The organism is Gellertiella hungarica, assembly GCF_014197145.1.
GTDB classification, from domain to species: domain Bacteria; phylum Pseudomonadota; class Alphaproteobacteria; order Rhizobiales; family Rhizobiaceae; genus Gellertiella; species Gellertiella hungarica.
In genome coordinates, this window is sequence record NZ_JACIEZ010000001.1 from 761,581 (window position 1) to 778,476 (window position 16,896).

13 protein-coding genes are annotated in these 16,896 nt (G+C 63.8%); 12 read left to right on the forward strand and 1 reads right to left on the reverse strand.

From position 1 onward, the window contains the following. Positions 1-12 precede the first annotated feature (12 nt). The 6 genes from mraY to murB are packed head-to-tail and all read left to right on the forward strand — an operon-like array spanning position 13 to position 7,190. Entirely contained in the window at positions 13-1,113 is a 1,101-nt protein-coding gene (gene mraY, locus GGR23_RS03640; protein WP_183364724.1) for a phospho-N-acetylmuramoyl-pentapeptide-transferase, read from the forward strand. A gap of 4 nt (positions 1,114-1,117) precedes the next feature. Next, on the forward strand, positions 1,118-2,512 hold the full coding sequence (gene murD / locus GGR23_RS03645) for a UDP-N-acetylmuramoyl-L-alanine--D-glutamate ligase (RefSeq protein ID WP_183364725.1): 1,395 nt from the start codon (positions 1,118-1,120) through the stop codon (positions 2,510-2,512). Positions 2,513-2,527: 15 nt separating this feature from the next. Then, a complete protein-coding gene (gene ftsW, locus GGR23_RS03650; RefSeq protein WP_183364726.1) occupies positions 2,528-3,682 on the forward strand; it encodes a putative lipid II flippase FtsW in 1,155 nt (384 codons plus the stop codon). 12 nt (positions 3,683-3,694) lie between these two features. Continuing rightward, positions 3,695-4,819 carry an undecaprenyldiphospho-muramoylpentapeptide beta-N-acetylglucosaminyltransferase gene (gene murG, locus GGR23_RS03655; protein WP_183364727.1) on the forward strand — a complete coding sequence of 375 codons (1,125 nt, stop codon included), beginning with the start codon at positions 3,695-3,697 and terminating at the stop codon, positions 4,817-4,819. After that, positions 4,816-6,231: a UDP-N-acetylmuramate--L-alanine ligase gene (gene murC, locus GGR23_RS03660; protein WP_183364728.1), complete on the forward strand. Its 1,416-nt coding sequence runs from the start codon at positions 4,816-4,818 to the stop codon at positions 6,229-6,231. Before murG ends, murC begins: the two co-directional genes overlap by 4 nt. Further along, positions 6,228-7,190 carry a UDP-N-acetylmuramate dehydrogenase gene (gene murB, locus GGR23_RS03665; protein WP_183364729.1) on the forward strand — a complete coding sequence of 321 codons (963 nt, stop codon included), beginning with the start codon at positions 6,228-6,230 and terminating at the stop codon, positions 7,188-7,190. The genes murC and murB overlap by 4 nt, the downstream gene beginning before the upstream one ends. 204 nt (positions 7,191-7,394) lie before the next feature. Here murB and GGR23_RS23390 read toward each other — a convergent pair whose 3' ends face one another. Then, positions 7,395-8,291, reverse strand: coding sequence for a calcium-binding protein (locus GGR23_RS23390; RefSeq protein ID WP_183364730.1), 897 nt, complete (start codon positions 8,289-8,291; stop codon positions 7,395-7,397). A 222-nt stretch (positions 8,292-8,513) separates the two neighbouring features. On the opposite strand from GGR23_RS23390, the gene GGR23_RS03675 reads away from it, so the two are divergent. From GGR23_RS03675 to lpxC, 6 genes are all read left to right on the forward strand, one after another. Then, complete coding sequence (locus GGR23_RS03675; RefSeq protein ID WP_183364731.1) at positions 8,514-10,163, forward strand: M10 family metallopeptidase; 1,650 nt, start codon at positions 8,514-8,516, stop codon at positions 10,161-10,163. A gap of 412 nt (positions 10,164-10,575) precedes the next feature. Next, entirely contained in the window at positions 10,576-11,502 is a 927-nt protein-coding gene (locus GGR23_RS03680) for a D-alanine--D-alanine ligase (protein WP_183364732.1), read from the forward strand. Further along, positions 11,490-12,428 carry a cell division protein FtsQ/DivIB gene (locus tag GGR23_RS03685; protein ID WP_183364733.1) on the forward strand — a complete coding sequence of 313 codons (939 nt, stop codon included), beginning with the start codon at positions 11,490-11,492 and terminating at the stop codon, positions 12,426-12,428. Before GGR23_RS03680 ends, GGR23_RS03685 begins: the two co-directional genes overlap by 13 nt. After that, positions 12,425-13,756, forward strand: coding sequence for a cell division protein FtsA (gene ftsA, locus GGR23_RS03690; protein ID WP_183364734.1), 1,332 nt, complete (start codon positions 12,425-12,427; stop codon positions 13,754-13,756). Before GGR23_RS03685 ends, ftsA begins: the two co-directional genes overlap by 4 nt. 56 nt (positions 13,757-13,812) lie before the next feature. Further along, entirely contained in the window at positions 13,813-15,627 is a 1,815-nt protein-coding gene (gene ftsZ, locus GGR23_RS03695; RefSeq protein WP_183364735.1) for a cell division protein FtsZ, read from the forward strand. Positions 15,628-15,908: 281 nt separating this feature from the next. After that, the gene (gene lpxC / locus GGR23_RS03700; RefSeq protein ID WP_183364736.1) at positions 15,909-16,865 is read left to right on the forward strand and encodes a UDP-3-O-acyl-N-acetylglucosamine deacetylase; all 957 of its coding nucleotides are present in this window, start codon (positions 15,909-15,911) and stop codon (positions 16,863-16,865) included. The last annotated feature ends 31 nt before the right edge of the window (positions 16,866-16,896 follow it).

The window sequence follows — 16,896 nt, forward strand, 5'->3', positions numbered from 1 at the left end:
GGAAGGGCAAGAATGCTCATCTGGCTCGTGGAACTGGAGGCCTATCTACAGGCCTTCAACCTGTTCAAATACATCACCTTCCGGACGGGCGGAGCGCTGTTCACCTCCGCCCTCGTCGTATTCCTCTTCGGCCCGCGCATCATCGATTCGCTCCGCATCCGTCAGGGCAAGGGCCAGCCGATCCGGGCCGACGGCCCGCAGACGCACTTCAAGAAGGCCGGGACACCGACCATGGGCGGCCTGATGATCCTCGCCGGCATCGTGGTCTCGGCGCTGCTCTGGGCAGACCTGTCGAATGTCTATGTCGTCGCCACCCTGCTCGTCACGCTCGGCTTCGGTGCCATCGGCTTCTATGACGACTACCTGAAGGTGACGAAGCAGAGCCATCTCGGCCTGTCCGGCAAGGCGCGACTGGCGATCGAGTTCCTGATCGCCGGCATCGCGGTCTATTTCATGATGCGCTCTGCCTATTATTCCGGCCCGCGCGGCCCGGAATTCGCGACGGCGGTGGCCTTCCCCTTCTTCAAGGATCTGTTCCTGCACCTCGGTCTCTTCTTCGTCGTCTTCGGCGGTTTCGTGGTGGTGGCGGCGGGCAACGCCGTCAACCTCACCGACGGTCTCGACGGACTTGCCATCGTGCCGGTCATGATCGCCGCCGCCTGCTTCGGCGTGATTGCCTATCTTTCCGGCAATGCGGTCTTTGCGAACTACCTGCAGATCAATTTCGTCCCCGGAACCGGAGAGCTCTCCGTCATCCTCGGCGCGGTGATCGGCGCCGGTCTCGGCTTCCTCTGGTTCAATGCCCCGCCGGCCGCCATCTTCATGGGCGACACGGGCTCGCTCGCGCTCGGTGGCCTCATCGGTTCGGTGGCCGTAGCGACGAAGCACGAGGTGGTCATGGTCATCATCGGCGGCCTCTTCGTCATGGAAACCCTTTCGGTGATCATCCAGGTGGGCTTCTTCAAGATGACCGGACGCCGCGTCTTCCTCATGGCACCGATCCATCACCATTTCGAGAAGCTCGGCTGGACGGAAAGCCAGGTGGTCGTCCGCTTCTGGATCATCGCGGTCGTGCTGGGCATGATCGGTCTTGCCACGCTCAAGCTGCGGTAAGGCCATGATCCCGATCTCCACATTCAGCGGCAGGAAGGTTGCTCTGTTCGGTCTCGGCGGCTCGGGTCTGGCGACCGCGAAGGCGCTCGTTGCAGGCGGGGCGGAGGTGCTGGCCTGGGACGACAATCCCGACAGCGTGGCGAAGGCCGGCGAAGCCGGAATTGCCACGGCCGATCTTCGCGGCATCGACTGGCCGGCGCAGGCCGCCTTCGTGCTGTCGCCCGGCGTGCCGCTCACCCATCCGAAACCGCACTGGACCGTCGACCTCGCCCGTGCGGCGGGCGTGGAGGTCATCGGGGACGTGGAGCTCTTCGTGCGCGAGCGCCGTGCGCTCCAGCCGGGTTGCCCGATGATCGCCATTACCGGCACCAACGGCAAGTCCACCACGACGGCGCTGATTGCCCATATCCTCAAGGCGTCGGGACGGGACACCCAGCTTGGCGGCAACATCGGGACGGCCATCCTGACCCTCGATCCGCCGGCGGCCGATCGCTACTACGTGATCGAGTGTTCCTCCTACCAGATCGATCTGGCGCCGACGCTCGACCCGACGGCGGGGATTCTCCTCAACCTGACGCCCGATCATCTGGACCGGCACGGCACCATGCAGCATTACGCTGAGGTGAAGGAGCGTCTTGTCGCGGGAAGCGATGTTGCCATCGTCGGGGTCGACGACAGCTATTGTTCCCTCATTGCCGACCGCATCGAGAAGAGCGGACGCAAGGTGATGCGCATCTCGAGGCGGCAGGCGCTGGAAAACGGGCTTCATGCGGAAGGCAGCGCCATCGTCCGCAGCACCGGCGGATCGAGCGAAACCATTGCCGATCTTGCCGGAATCCAGACGCTCCGCGGCAGCCACAATGCCCAGAACGCCGCCGCGGCCATCGCCGCGTGCCTGGCCGTCGGGCTGAGCCGCGACGAGATACAGGCCGGCCTGACGTCGTTCCCGGGACTGAAGCACCGCATGCAGCCGGTCGGCCGGATCGGCCATACGGTCTTCGTCAACGACAGCAAGGCCACGAATGCGGATGCGGCGGCGCCCGCCCTTTCGAGCTACGAGCGGATCTACTGGATCGCCGGCGGACTTCCGAAATCGGGCGGCATCACCAGCCTCGCGCCTTTCTTTCCGCGCATAGCCAAGGCCTACCTGATCGGCGAGGCTGCGCCGGAATTTGCCGCGACGCTGGGCGAGGCCGTGCCTTACGAGATTTCGGGCACGCTGGAGCGGGCCGTGGCCCATGCCGCAGCCGATGCGGCCGCAGACGGCGCGCCCAATGCGGTGATGCTGTCCCCGGCTTGCGCAAGCTTCGACCAGTACAAGAATTTCGAGGTCAGGGGCGATGCTTTCGTTGCCCATGTGGCGGCGCTTTCCGGCGTCACCATGCTGATCGCTTCCTGAACGGGGGACTGAGATATGGTTAGCCGCGCGGAACGGGGACCGATAGCCGACTGGTTCTGGACCATCGACCGGTTTTTCCTCGCCACATTCATCCTGCTGATGGGCATCGGTTTCATGCTGTCCTTCGCGGCCTCGCCCGCCGTTGCGCAGCGCATCAACCTCGAGCCCTTCTTCTTCGTGAAGCGCCATGCCGCCTTCCTGCTGCCGGGGCTAGCGCTGATGGTGGGTCTCTCCTTCCAGACCCCGCGACAGGTGCGGCGCACCGCGATCATCCTGCTTCTGGTCTCGCTGGCCATGATGCTGCTGGCGCTCTTCTTCGGGCAGGAGGTAAAGGGCGCGCGGCGCTGGATCACGCTTGCGGGCATCTCCATCCAGCCTTCGGAATTCATGAAACCCGCCTTCGTGGTGGTCTGCGCATGGCTGTTTTCCGAACATGCCCGCCAGCCCGAAATTCCCGGCAATCTCTTTGCGATCATTCTCTTCGGCATCGTCGGCGCGCTGCTCGTGGCGCAGCCTGACCTTGGCCAGACGATCCTGACCAGCGCCGTGTGGGGCGGCATGTTCTTCATGGCCGGCATGCCGTGGCTGTGGATCATCCTTCTCGGCTCGCTCGGCGCCGGCGGTTTCGTCGCCGCCTACTATGTCTTCCCGCACGTGGCGGGCCGCGTCGACCGCTTCCTGACGGGCGAAGGCGACACCTTCCAGGTGGACACCGCGCGCGAGGCGATCATCCGCGGCAACTGGTACGGCCAGGGACCGGGCGAGGGCGTCGTCAAGCGCATCATCCCCGATGCCCATACGGACTTCATCTTCTCGGTCGCGGCGGAAGAGTTCGGCATCCTGTTCTGCATGGCGCTGGTGGCGATCTTTGCCTTCATCGTGCTCAGGGGCCTGCGCCACGCCTTCCGCGAGCAGAACGACTTCAACCGCTTCGCCGTCGCCGGCCTCGTCCTGCAGTTCGGCATCCAGTCGATGATCAACATCGGCGTCAACCTGCAGCTCCTGCCGGCAAAGGGCATGACCCTGCCCCTGATCTCCTATGGCGGCTCTTCCATGCTGGCCATCTGCGTCACGGCGGGCTTCATCCTCGCGCTCACCCGCCACCGGCCCGAAAAACGCGCGCTCGAGCGCAGCCTCTTCCGGGTCGCCCAGGGCGTTCCGGCCGAATAAGGACCGCGGCAAATGGCTCAACCCCTGATCCTTCTTGCCGCCGGCGGTACCGGCGGCCATCTCTTCCCTGCCGAGGCGCTGGCCCATGCGCTGAAGGCGGAGGGATATGCGGTGCATCTCGTGACAGACAGCCGCGCCGAGCGCTTTGCCGGAAAGTTCCCGGCAGACGAAATTCATGTCGTGCCTTCGGCCACCATCGGCTCGAAGAACCCGATCGCGGTGGCGAAAGCCTTCTGGCGCCTGTGGACGGGCTATCGCCAGGCGCGGGCTCTGATCCGGCGCCTGAAACCGCGCGCTGTCGTTGGCTTCGGCGGATACCCGACGGTGCCGCCGCTGATGGCGGCAAGCGGCCTCGGCATTCCCACCGTCATCCATGAGCAGAATGCGGTGATGGGCCGCGCCAACCGCCTGCTGGCCAAGCGGGTGAATGCCATTGCCGGCGGCTTCCTTCCGGAAACCTCGGGCGAGTTTGCGGCAAAGACCGTGACGACGGGCAATCCCGTGCGGCCTGCGGTGCTTGCTGCGGCCGACGTGGCCTACGAGCCCTCTGCCGGCGACGCACCCTTCAATCTCGTGGTGTTCGGCGGCAGCCAGGGTGCGCAGTACTTTTCGGAGGCCGTCCCGCAGGCAATCGCGCTGCTCGACGAGGGCCAGCGCCGGCGCCTCCGCCTGACGCAGCAGGCCCGCCCGGAGGATCTGCAAGCGGTGAAGGAGCGGTACCAGGAGCTCGGCATTGCGGCAGACGTCTCGCCGTTCTTCGGCGACATGGCCGAACGCATCGCGCGCGCCCATTTCCTGATTACCCGGTCTGGCGCATCCACCGTTTCGGAGATCTCGGTCATCGGAAGGCCGGCGATCCTCGTGCCCTATCCGCATGCGCTCGATCACGATCAGGCCGCAAACGCCGCGACCCTTGCCCAGAAGGGCGGCGCCAAGGTCATCGCCCAGGCGCAGCTGACGCCGGAGAAACTGTCGGCGCTCATCCACGGCGCCATGACCGATCCCGACCGCATGTCCGCGATGGCGGCTGCGGCCAAGGCTTCGGGCAAACCTGATGCTACCCGCTTGCTTGCCCGGCTCACCGGGTTTATTGCGGCAGGAAAGACCATGACGGAATTCAAGAGGACCAGATCATGAAGATGCCGAAGGCCATCGGCCTTGTCCATTTCATCGGTATCGGCGGTATCGGCATGAGCGGCATTGCCGAAGTGCTGCACAATCTCGGACACAAGGTGCAGGGCTCCGACCAGGCCGACAGCGCCAACGTCCAGCGCCTGCGCGACAAGGGTATTCCCGTGCATATCGGCCACAAGGCGGAAAATCTTGGCGAGGCCGAGGTGGTGGTCGTGTCCACCGCGATCCGCAAGGATAACCCGGAACTGGTCGCGGCGCGCGAAAAGCTGCTGCCGGTCGTTCGCCGGGCGGAAATGCTGGCGGAACTCATGCGTTTCCGCAATGCGATTGCGATCGGCGGAACGCATGGCAAGACAACGACCACCTCGATGATCGCGACGCTGCTCGAGGCGGGCGGACTGGATCCGACGGTCATCAATGGCGGCATCATCAACGCTTACGGCACCAATGCCCGCATGGGCGAGGGTGAGTGGATGGTGGTCGAAGCGGACGAAAGCGACGGCACCTTCCTGAAGCTGCCTGCGGATGTCGCGGTGGTCACCAACATCGACCCCGAGCATCTCGACCATTACGGCAGCTTCGATGCCGTGCGCGCCGCTTTCCGGCAGTTTGTCGAGAATGTGCCGTTCTACGGCTTCGGCGTCATGTGCCTCGATCATCCGGAAGTGCAGTCGCTGGTTGCCAAGATCGAAGACCGCAAGGTCATCACCTACGGCGAGAACCCGCAGGCCGATGTGCGCTTCATGAACGTGCGCTACGAGGGAACGCGGTCGGTCTTCGACGTGGAAATCCGCCGTCGCCGGACCGGCCAGACCTTCCTTCTGAAGCAGCTGGCGCTGCCCATGCCGGGGCGCCATAACGTGTCGAATGCCACCGCAGCCGTCGCCGTCGCCAACCGGCTCGGCATTTCCGATGCGGATATCCGCAAGGGTCTTGCGAGCTTCGGCGGCGTCAAGCGGCGCTTCACGCTGACCGGCGAGTGGAACGGCATCCAGGTCTTCGACGATTACGGGCATCATCCGGTGGAAATTCGCGCCGTGCTGAAGGCGGCGCGGGAAGCCTGCAAGGGCCGGATCATCGCCGTTCATCAGCCGCACCGCTATACGCGCCTGTCATCGCTGATGGAGGAGTTCTCCGGCTGCTTCAACGATGCCGACAGCATCATGATCGCGCCGGTCTATTCCGCGGGCGAGGATCCCATCGAGGATGCGAACTCGGAAATCCTGGTATCCCGCATCAAGGCCGGCGGCCATCGCGACGCCCGCTATCTGCCGTCCCCGGACGGGCTGGCGGATATCGTGGCGCAGATCGCATCCCCCGGCGATTTCGTGGTCCTGCTCGGCGCAGGAAACATCACCGCCTGGGCGGCGGCGCTGCCGAAGGAACTGGCGGCAAAGGCAGGACAAAAGGCATGAGACAGGTGAATGGCGAAGAACTTCTGGCGCGGCTCGGTTCCGGCGTGGAAACGCTGCGCGGCCGCCTGACCCCGGATGCGCCGATGGATCGGATGACGTGGTTCCAGGCCGGCGGGCCGGCGGAGCTGCTCTTCCAGCCGCAGGATGTGGAAGACCTGCAGGCCTTCCTCAAGCTGCTGCCGGAAGATGTGCCCCTTACGGTCGTGGGCGTCGGCTCGAACCTGCTCGTGCGTGACGGCGGCATCAAGGGCGTGGTCGTGAGGCTCTCGGCCAAGGGCTTCGGCAATGTCGAGGAGGCTGGCGAAAACCGCATCCGCGCGGGCGCCATCTGCCCCGACAAGAATGTTGCGGCCTTTGCCATGGATCGCGGGCTCGGCGGCTTCCATTTCTACTACGGCATCCCCGGCTCCATCGGCGGCGCCTTGCGCATGAATGCCGGGGCCAACGGCGCCGAAACCCGGGAGCGCGTGATCGAGGTCGAGGCGCTCGACCGGCAGGGCAACCGCCATGTGCTCTCCAATGCCGACATGGGCTACAGCTATCGCCATTCCTCCGCACCGGCGGAACTCATCTTCACCCATGTGACCTTCGAGGGGTATCCGGAAGACAAGGCGAAGATCCGCGCCGACATGGATGCCGTGCGCCATCACCGCGAAACGGTGCAGCCTGTGCGGGAAAAGACCGGCGGTTCGACCTTCAAGAATCCCGAGGGCCATTCAGCCTGGCGTCTGATCGACGATGCCGGTTGCCGGGGCCTGATGATCGGCGGGGCGCAGATGTCCTCGCTTCACTGCAATTTCATGATCAATACGGGGCAGGCGACCGCCTACGACCTCGAATATCTCGGCGAGACCGTGCGCCAGCGCGTCTACGAGAATTCCGGCGTGCTGCTGGAATGGGAAATCAAGCGTCTCGGCAAGTTCATTCCGGGACGCGAGGTGATCCCGTTCCAGGCCTGACGCCTTCCGGGTTGGCCGCCTCGCGGCCGGCCCTTCTCTGCTCAACCGGCTCCGGTATCGCGGCGACGTTGACCAACAAGCCTGGGATAACGGCCGCGGACTTCTGGGTCATCTGAGGTCAGGGCAGAAGCAGCCCATCCGGCGCCCGACATGAAAAAACCCGCCTGACGAGGCGGGTTTCTTGCATGTGCGGTGGCAGGAGGTTCAGATCACGATGAAGTCCGCATAGGTGATGATCGCCTTGTTCGACAGGGTCGCGATCAGCACCGGTGCCCCGCGGCCGGAGCCATCGGCATCGTAGAACAGCTTTCCGGTGTCTGATTCGTAGACGATATAGTCGTTGGCGTCCCTGGCCACGCCTGCCGTGTTGCTGGTGAAGAAGGCGCTGCTCATGGTGCCGGCGGCGCCCAGCTTCGTGAAAATGGCGTTTTCCAGCAGCATGCTGTCATCCACCCGATAGAAATCCGTGATGATGTCCCGGTTGGTCGTGGCATTCGGGGCCGTGGCGAAGATGAAGCTGTCAGCGCCGCTTCCTCCGACGAGCGTGTCTATGCCGATGCCGCCCGAAAGGCGATCCGCGCCGATGCCGCCGTACAGTGTGTCGTTGCCGCTTTCGCCGAAAATCTGGTCATTGCCGGCGTCGCCCAGAAGCACGTCGTTGCCGCCCCGTCCGTACATGACGTCATTGCCGGCATAGGCGCGCGCCACGTCGGCGCCGTTGGACAGGATAAAGGTGTCGGCTCCACCGAGGATGGAGGCAAAGATGGCAAAGTCGTCCGACGTGCCGATTGTCTTTGCGGCATTCCACATCGAAAGGGCGCTGTAGCTGAAGTTCTGCACGGCGAAGAGGGGCGTTACGCCCGACATGCCGAGATAGCCGGTGATCGTGCCGCCAGTAACGCCATACGCATTGTAGGTCAGGCCGCGGCCACCGAACACATCGGCATAGCCAGAACCGTAGCTGAAAACGGCCACGTCTTCATAGGTGACGTTGCCGTACTTCCGATAGACGTTATTGTAGAACGAATAGTACGAGGACATGATGTCGTTCAGGTTCAGATTGTTCATGTTCAGCGCGTAAGTGGCGGTAATCGTAGCCATGCGTGTTCTCCCCGATTAACGGGGGAGGCATAGTATCTTCCTTGCCCGTGCACAACCTCTGGAATTGTTCAGCTTTGGGTGCATGCACAATTGAAGCGGGAGGATGTTTTTGCTGTTTGTGAAAACAGACATTATATAAAATGATAATGTATTACCTAAATCCGATTTAGGGTTTCGTGCCTACAACCGATCCACGAAAGACAACGGTGGGTTTGGTGTGACATGGCGACCAATGTGCTTAGCGATACACAGTTCAGCGGCTATGTGAACTTTCTCGCCACCGATCTGGCAGGCGGGCAGCTGGCGCTTGGCAAGACCACCATTTCCGTCAACCTCGACGGGCTGAAGGACAATGCGGCGCAGCTCGATTCGGCCCTGAAGGCCCTTTCCCTCTGGAGCTCCGCCACGGGCCTCAGCTTCGTGACCGTCACGGGGGCAACCCGGGCAGACATCACCTTCAACAATGACGGTTCCGGCGACGCCTACACGAGCTGGGGCGGCACCGGTGCGCAGATCCAGGTGTCGCAGGACTGGATGGCGGGCTGGCCGGTGAACATGCAGTGGGGCATCGGCTCCTACGGGCTGCAGACCTTCGTGCACGAGATCGGCCACGCCCTCGGGCTTGCCCATGGCGGGCATTACAACGGCACCGGCGACTACGCGACCGACCGCCTGTTCGACATCGATACCTGGCAATACTCGGTCATGTCCTATTACGAGCAGTCGAACTATACGGCCAACGGGGCGACGAACTTGTTCATCAACGGACCGATGATCGCCGACATCGCCGCCATCCAGCAGATGTATGGCGTCCTTGCTGTCAATGGCGGCGATACCGCCTATGGCGCGGCATCGACGGTGATGCTCGGCGTGACGGATTTCGGCCGGTTCGCCCGTTCCTCCTTCACCATCCACGATACGTCGGGCTACGACACCATCAACCTGTCGAACGCGGCGATGGGCAGCCTGCTGGATCTGCGGCCCGGCTCCTTCTCCAACGTCAACGGTTCCGTCGGCAATGTTGCGATCGCGACCGACACCGTGATCGAGCAGGCGATCGGAAGCGGTTTCAACGATACCCTGATCGGCAATACGGCAGCCAACAAGCTGACGGGACTTGCCGGCGCAGACACGCTTTGCGGTCTTTCGGGCAACGATACGCTCGATGGCGGGCTCGGCAATGATGTGATCGTCGGCGGGGCGGGCAACGACACCCTGATCGGCGGCAACGGCAGCGATACCCTGCGGGGCGGGGCCGGTGACGACCGCTACTATGTCGACGTCGCCACCGACATCGTGGACGAGCTTTCCGATGGCGGTGCGGGTGTCGACATGGTGGTTTCCAGCATCAGCTTCGCGCTCGGCGCCTCCCAGATCCTGGGCACGGTCGAAAATCTCGTCCTCTCCGGTTCGGCGGCGATCAATGGCACCGGCAACGGGCTCGCGAACGCCATCACCGGAAACGGTGCCTCCAACATCATCAACGGTGCAGGGGGCAACGACGTGCTCTATGGCGGTGCCGGCAACGATTTCCTGACCGGCGGTACGGGCCGGGACATCTTCGTGTTCAACACGTCGCCGAACAGTCTGTCCAACTCCGACAAGATCATCGACTTCAATGTGGTCGATGACGTGATTTACCTGGAGAATGCGGTCTTTACGGCGCTTTCCACCGCAGGCGCGCTGGCGGCAGCAGCCTTCGCGAAGAATTCCACCGGGCGGGCGGGCGATTCCAGCGACCGCGTGATCTACAACAGCCTCGACGGCAATCTCTATTACGACCTCGATGGGACAGGTGCTTCGGCAGGGGTGAAATTTGCCACCCTGACGAAGGGGCTGGCCCTGACAGCGAGCGACTTTTACGTCATCTGACGCGGGCCGCAGAACCCCGTTGAGAAGGGAAATCCTCCTGTCCGCAAGGGCGGGAGGATTTTCGTTTCTGCAGCCATTCCCGTTCCCCGCATGACGGCCTTTTTGCTTGTGCAGCTCCCAACTCTCTGATTCTAAGACAGGAATCGGTGGAATCCTGATTCGTCTCCGGTGCCTGCTTCCCCGGGCCTCGGCCATGGCGCGCGGGAGCGTCGAGAACTGCGGCATGGCGCCATGAGGCGTTGCGGGCGACCAAAAAAATTCGCCTTACAACCGCGCCGGTTAACGAAAGTAAACACTTCATTAACCTTAATGGGGCTTTAGTAGGTGTGAGAAAACGCCGACCGGTGCGAGTGAAACAGGCTGGCGCAAGAGCAGGGATCTAAACCGTTGATCCGGTTTTGAGGAGTTTTGGATGAGTGCGACGCATGTGGCTGTCCTGATGGGCGGATTTTCGTCGGAAAGGCCCGTCAGCCTTTCCTCCGGAAACGCCTGTGCGGACGCGCTGGAGGCCGAGGGCTTCCGCGTGACCCGCGTGGACGTGGACCGCGACGTTGCGACGGTGCTCAAGAATCTGAAGCCCGATGCGGTCTTCAACGCGCTGCATGGCCCCTTCGGCGAAGATGGCACCATTCAGGGCATCCTCGAATATCTGCAGATTCCCTACACCCATTCCGGCGTGCTGGCGTCTGCCCTTGCCATGAACAAGCAGCAGGCGAAATTCGTTGCGGCGGCGGCGGGCGTGCCTGTCGCCGAAGCGATCGTCACGGATCGCCGCGAGATCGTCAGCGAACATCCGATGAAGCCGCCTTACGTGGTGAAGCCGGTCAACGAGGGATCTTCCTTCGGCGTCGTGATCGTCAAGGAAGACCAGTCCCACCCGCCACAGGTACTCTCCTCTGCGGAATGGCGCTATGGCGACCGCGTGATGGTGGAGCGCTACGTCTATGGCCGCGAGCTGACCTGCGGTGTCATGGGCGGCCGCGCGCTCGGCGTGACGGAAATCATTCCGCTCGGGCATAATTTCTACGATTACGATGCCAAATATGCCGCGGGCGGTTCGCGCCACGTCATCCCGGCAGACATTCCTGCTGCACTGTATGCCCGTATCCAGGAGCTTGCGGTCCGCGCGCACGAGGCTATCGGCTGCCGCGGCGTGACCCGTTCCGACTTCCGCTTCGACGATCGCTTCGGCGGTGATGGCGAACTCATCTGGCTGGAGATCAACACCCAGCCCGGAATGACCCCGACATCGCTGGTTCCGGAGATGGCGGCGCATGAGGGCATGACCTTCGGCGCCTTCCTGCGCTGGATGGTGGAGGATGCATCATGCATGCGCTGAAGGGTCGGGCTCATCGCATTGCGGCAGACGGTGAGGTCTACGGCCAGCACCCGGCGCGGGAGCGCGAGCTCTTCGTCGTGCCGCGGCCCTTCCGCCGCGTGGTCCGTTTCCTCGTCAACCTCGCGTCCGGCCGCATCCACATCCCCAATCATGCGGGCACGGTTTCGGCGCTTGCGCTCTTTGCGGCGACCGGCCTTTACGGCATGTCGCTCGGCGGTCACTCGCAGACCGTCGCACAGGCCACGACGACGGCCGCCGGCTTTGCCATCGAGGACGTGAAGGTTTCCGGAAACAGCGAAACCTCCGAGATCGACATCCTTGAAAAGCTCGGGCTCGACGGCGAAACCTCGCTGGTCGCCCTCGACATCAACGCAGCCCGTTCACGCCTGGCCGAACTGCCGTGGGTCGAGGAAGTGGAGCTGCGCAAGGTCTATCCGAAGACGGTAGAGGTCAACCTCAAGGAGCGGAAAGCCTATGCCATCTGGCAGCACGGGCAGGACCTCTCGCTGATCGAAAAGAACGGCAGCGTCATCGAGCCGCTGCGCGACAACAAGTTCGCCAACCTGCCGCTCTTCGTCGGTCGCGATGCCGAAACCGCCGCCGCCAAGTTCGAGAAGGACTTCTCCAAGTGGCCGCAGGTGCGCGAGCTCGTGAAGGCCTATGTGCGGATCGCCGGGCGCCGCTGGGATCTTCATCTCAAGAACGGGATCGTCGTCAAGCTGCCGGAAGAGGGGATCGACCAGGCGCTGACCCTGCTCACGCGGATGGACCAGGAGCAGCGTCTCCTGGAGCGTGACATCGTCGGTGTCGACCTGCGCCTTCCCGATCGCACCGCTATCCGTCTTTCTCCGGGCGCCGTCGAGCGCCGCCAGGCCGCTCTCGATGCCCGCACCAAGGCGCTCAAGAAACTAGGAAACCCGACATGAGCATCTTCGGCTCCTCTCATTTTGGTCTTCCGCGCCTCAAGCCGCTGTCCAACAGGCGGTCTCACATCGTTTCGGTGCTCGATATCGGGTCCACCAAGACCGTCTGCATGATCGGGCGGCTGACCCCGCGCGAGGAGAGCGAGATCCTTCCCGGGCGGACCCATCATGTCGAGGTGATCGGTATCGGCCATCAGCGCTCGCGCGGGATCAAGGCCGGTGTCATCGCCGACCTGGAAACCGCGGAAAGCGTCGTGCGCCTGGCGGTCGATGCAGCCGAGCGCATGGCCGGCCTCACCGTCGACAGCCTCATCGTGAACGTCACTGCGGGCCGGCTGGGCTCCGATGTCTACACCGCCACCATCGACCTCGGCGGGCAGGAAGTGGAATCGAGCGATCTGCGCAAGGTTCTGTCCGCCGCCTGCCAGCAGTCGCTGCAGAACGACCGTGCGGTGCTCCATTCCATCCCGACCGGCTATTCGCTGGACGGCGAACGCGGCATCCGCGATCCGCTGTCCATGTTCGGCGAGGCACTGGGCGTCGACATGCATGTGGTGACGGCCGAACGCACCGCGCTCAAGAACCTCGAGCTTTGCGTCAACCGGGCGCACCTGTCTGTCGAGGGCATGGTCGCCACGCCCTATGCCAGCGGGCTTGCCGCTCTTGTCGATGACGAGGTCGAGCTCGGTTGCGCTGCCATCGACATGGGCGGCGGCACCACCACCATTTCCGTCTTTGCCGAGGGCCGTCTCGTGCATACCGATGCCATCAGCCTCGGCGGCCATCACGTCACGACCGATCTTGCGCGCGGCCTGTCCACGCGCATCGAGGACGCGGAACGGCTCAAGGTCGTTCATGCCTCCGCATTGCCGAACGCCGGCGACGAGCGCGACCTCATCTCCATCCCGCCGATCGGCGAGGACGACCGCGACCAGCCTTCGCAGGTGCCGCGCGCCCTCGTTTCGCGTATTGTCTGCGCCCGAATCGAGGAAACCCTCGAGCTGATCCGCGATCGCATCCAGCGGTCCGGCTTCAGCCCCATCGTCGGCAAGCGCGTGGTTCTGACCGGTGGCGCAAGCCAGCTCACGGGACTTCCGGAAGCAGCGCGCCGCATCCTGGCCCGCAACGTTCGGATCGGCCGTCCGATGGGCGTCTCCGGCCTTCCGGCCGCCGCCAAGGGACCTGCCTTCTCCACGGCTGTCGGACTGATGATCTATCCGCAGGTCGCGGACATCGAAACACATGCGTCGCAGGGCGGTCTGCTCACGGCGCTTGGGGGAAACAACAGCCGCATCGCCCGCATGGGCCAATGGCTGAAGGAAAGCTTTTGAGATTGCATGAATTGGCCGGCATGGCGATGCGGCCATAAAGAGAAGGAATGGGTACGATGACCATAAAGCTGCAGAAGCCAGACATCACGGAGCTGAAGCCCCGCATCACCGTATTCGGTGTGGGCGGCGGCGGCGGCAACGCCGTGAACAACATGATCACCGCCGGCCTCCAGGGCGTCGACTTCGTCGTCGCCAACACGGATGCCCAGGCCTTGACCATGACCAAGGCCGAACGCATCATCCAGCTCGGCGTGAACGTCACCGAAGGTCTCGGCGCCGGCTCGCAGCCGGAAGTCGGCCGCGCTGCCGCTGAAGAGTGCATCGACGAGATCGTCGACCACCTGAACGGCACGCACATGTGCTTCGTCACCGCCGGCATGGGCGGCGGCACGGGCACCGGTGCAGCTCCGGTCGTTGCCCAGGCTGCCCGCAACAAGGGCATCCTGACGGTCGGCGTGGTCACCAAGCCCTTCCATTTCGAAGGCGGCCGCCGCATGCGCCTCGCCGAGCAGGGCATCCAGGAGCTTCAGAAGTCGGTCGATACCCTGATCGTCATTCCGAACCAGAACCTCTTCCGCATCGCCAATGACAAGACGACCTTCGCCGACGCCTTCGCGATGGCCGACCAGGTTCTCTATTCCGGCGTTGCCTGCATCACCGACCTGATGGTGAAGGAAGGTCTCATCAACCTCGACTTCGCCGACGTCCGCTCGGTCATGCGCGAAATGGGCCGCGCGATGATGGGTACGGGCGAGGCATCCGGTTCCGGCCGCGCCATGCAGGCCGCCGAAGCCGCCATCGCAAACCCGCTGCTCGACGAAACCTCGATGAAGGGCGCCCAGGGCCTGCTGATCTCGATCACCGGCGGCCGTGACCTGACCCTCTTCGAAGTCGACGAAGCCGCAACCCGCATCCGCGAGGAAGTGGATCCGGATGCGAACATCATCCTCGGCGCCACCTTCGACGAAGCGCTGGAAGGCATCATCCGCGTGTCCGTCGTTGCCACCGGCATCGACCGCGTCATGGGCGAACAGCCGCACCAGACCTTTGACCCGCGCATGGCGCAGAAGACGATTATTCGTCCCTCCGCGGCCGTTGCATCCGCATCGGCCGCAGTTCAGCCTGCGCATGTCATGCAGGCACCCAAGACCGTCGTCGACCCGATCGCGCACACCATCCGTCAGGCAGAAGCCGAGATGGAGCGCGAGCTGGACATCGCCATCCGCCAGGCTCCGGCCGCCCCGCAACAGCCCGTCCAGCAGCATGACGACGGCTTCCGTCCGCAGAGCCGCCTCTTCAGCGGTGCTGCTCCCCTGGATGCGCCCGTCGCCGTTCCGGTCAGCCCGGCTCCGGTGATGCATGCGCAGCCGGCTCCGGCTCCCGTCGCTGCCGCGCCCGCCGTGCAGCCCGCTCCGGTTGCCGCTCCGCAGGCTGCTCCGGTCATGAGCCAGCCGCAGCCGATGGCACAGCCGGTCATGCGTCAGGCTCCGGCCGCTCCGGAAATCCGGACCGTTGCCGAACCGACCCGCATGCCGCGCGTGGAGGACTTCCCGCCGGTCGTGAAGGCGGAAATCGACCATCGTGCACAGCCGCAGGTGCAGCACCACGAGGATCGCGGTCCGATGGGCCTCCTCAAGCGCATCACCAACTCTCTCGGCCGTCGCGACGAGGAAGACCATGTCAACGCCGACATGACCTCCTCGGCTCCGAGCGCCGCTTCCCAGCAGCGCCGCACGCTGTCGCCGGAAGCCAGCCTCTATGCACCGCGCCGCGGCAACCTCGACGATCACGGTCGTCCGGTTCCGCAGTCCCGGTCGAGCGAGGATGATCAGCTGGAAATCCCGGCCTTCCTGCGCCGCCAGTCCAACTGATCCGCGCGATGTATCAAAATGAAAAGCCCGGGCCGCTCTCGCGACCCGGGTTTTTGCGTAGGTGGCAGCTGCAAATTCATTGATAAATATCAATATGTTGCGAACGTAACAATTGGATAGAAACAGTGATTTGTTGTGCCCATAGGCTTTCCGGTAAGTAAAGGTCATGGGAGTCGGCGGCAGATGCGCACGGGGGCGCGCGGTCTGCATCGAGACATCAAACGGACCGCAGGGTCGCGCAGCTTGCGCGCGAGGCGGCAAGGACTGAAAAGGCATTCTTCATGGCCGTAGGGCTGCTTGGATTTCAAACAACCGTGGCAGAGCGCATCACGCTCTCCGGCATTGGCGTTCATTCGGGATCGCCGGTTTCCATCACGTTTCATCCGGCAGAGGCCGGTACCGGCATCGTGTTCCAGCGCTTCGACGGGGAAGAGCTGCTGGGCGAATATCGGGCCGTTTCTTCCGAAGTCGGCAACACCGATCTGTGCACCGTGCTGGGCACCAATCCGGCCCGCATGGTCGCGACCGTGGAACATGTGATGGCGGCCTTCTATGCTGCCGGCATCGACAACGTGGTGGTCGAGGTTCACGGCGCCGAAATGCCGATCATGGACGGCAGCTCGGCCGCCTTCGTGGAAGCGATCGAGCAGGTGGGCATCCGCCAGCTGGGCGCCAAGCGCCGCTACATTCGCGTGGTGAAGCCGGTGCGGATCGAATCGGGCCAGTCCTGGGCGGAGTTCCTGCCCTATGAAGGCACCCGCTTTGACGTCGAGATCGATTTCGAGACGCCCCTCATCGGTCGTCAGCGCTGGGAGGGCGATCTCACGCTTTCCACCTTCCGTGACGAGCTCTCGCGGGCGCGCACCTTCGGTTTCATGCGTGATGTCGAACGGCTCTGGGCTGCCGGCTTCGCGCTCGGCTCCTCGCTCGAGAACTCCGTCGTGATTTCCGACGACGACACGGTGATCAACATCGAGGGCCTTCGCTACGGCCACGACGAATTCGTTCGACACAAGACCCTGGATGCCGTGGGCGATCTTGCCATGGCCGGAGCCCAGTTCATCGGCTGCTACCGGTCCTATCGGGGCGGGCACAAGCTGAACGCGAACGCCCTGAAGGCGCTCCTGAACGACCGTTCTGCCTATGAGGTTGTGGAAAGCGCCTCGGCCCGGCCGCGTGCGGGTGCCCGCGATTTCATCGCCATCAATGCTCCGGAATTTGCGCCCTGGTCGGCCTGACCGGAGCGGACTTGACGAAAAGGGAAAAGGC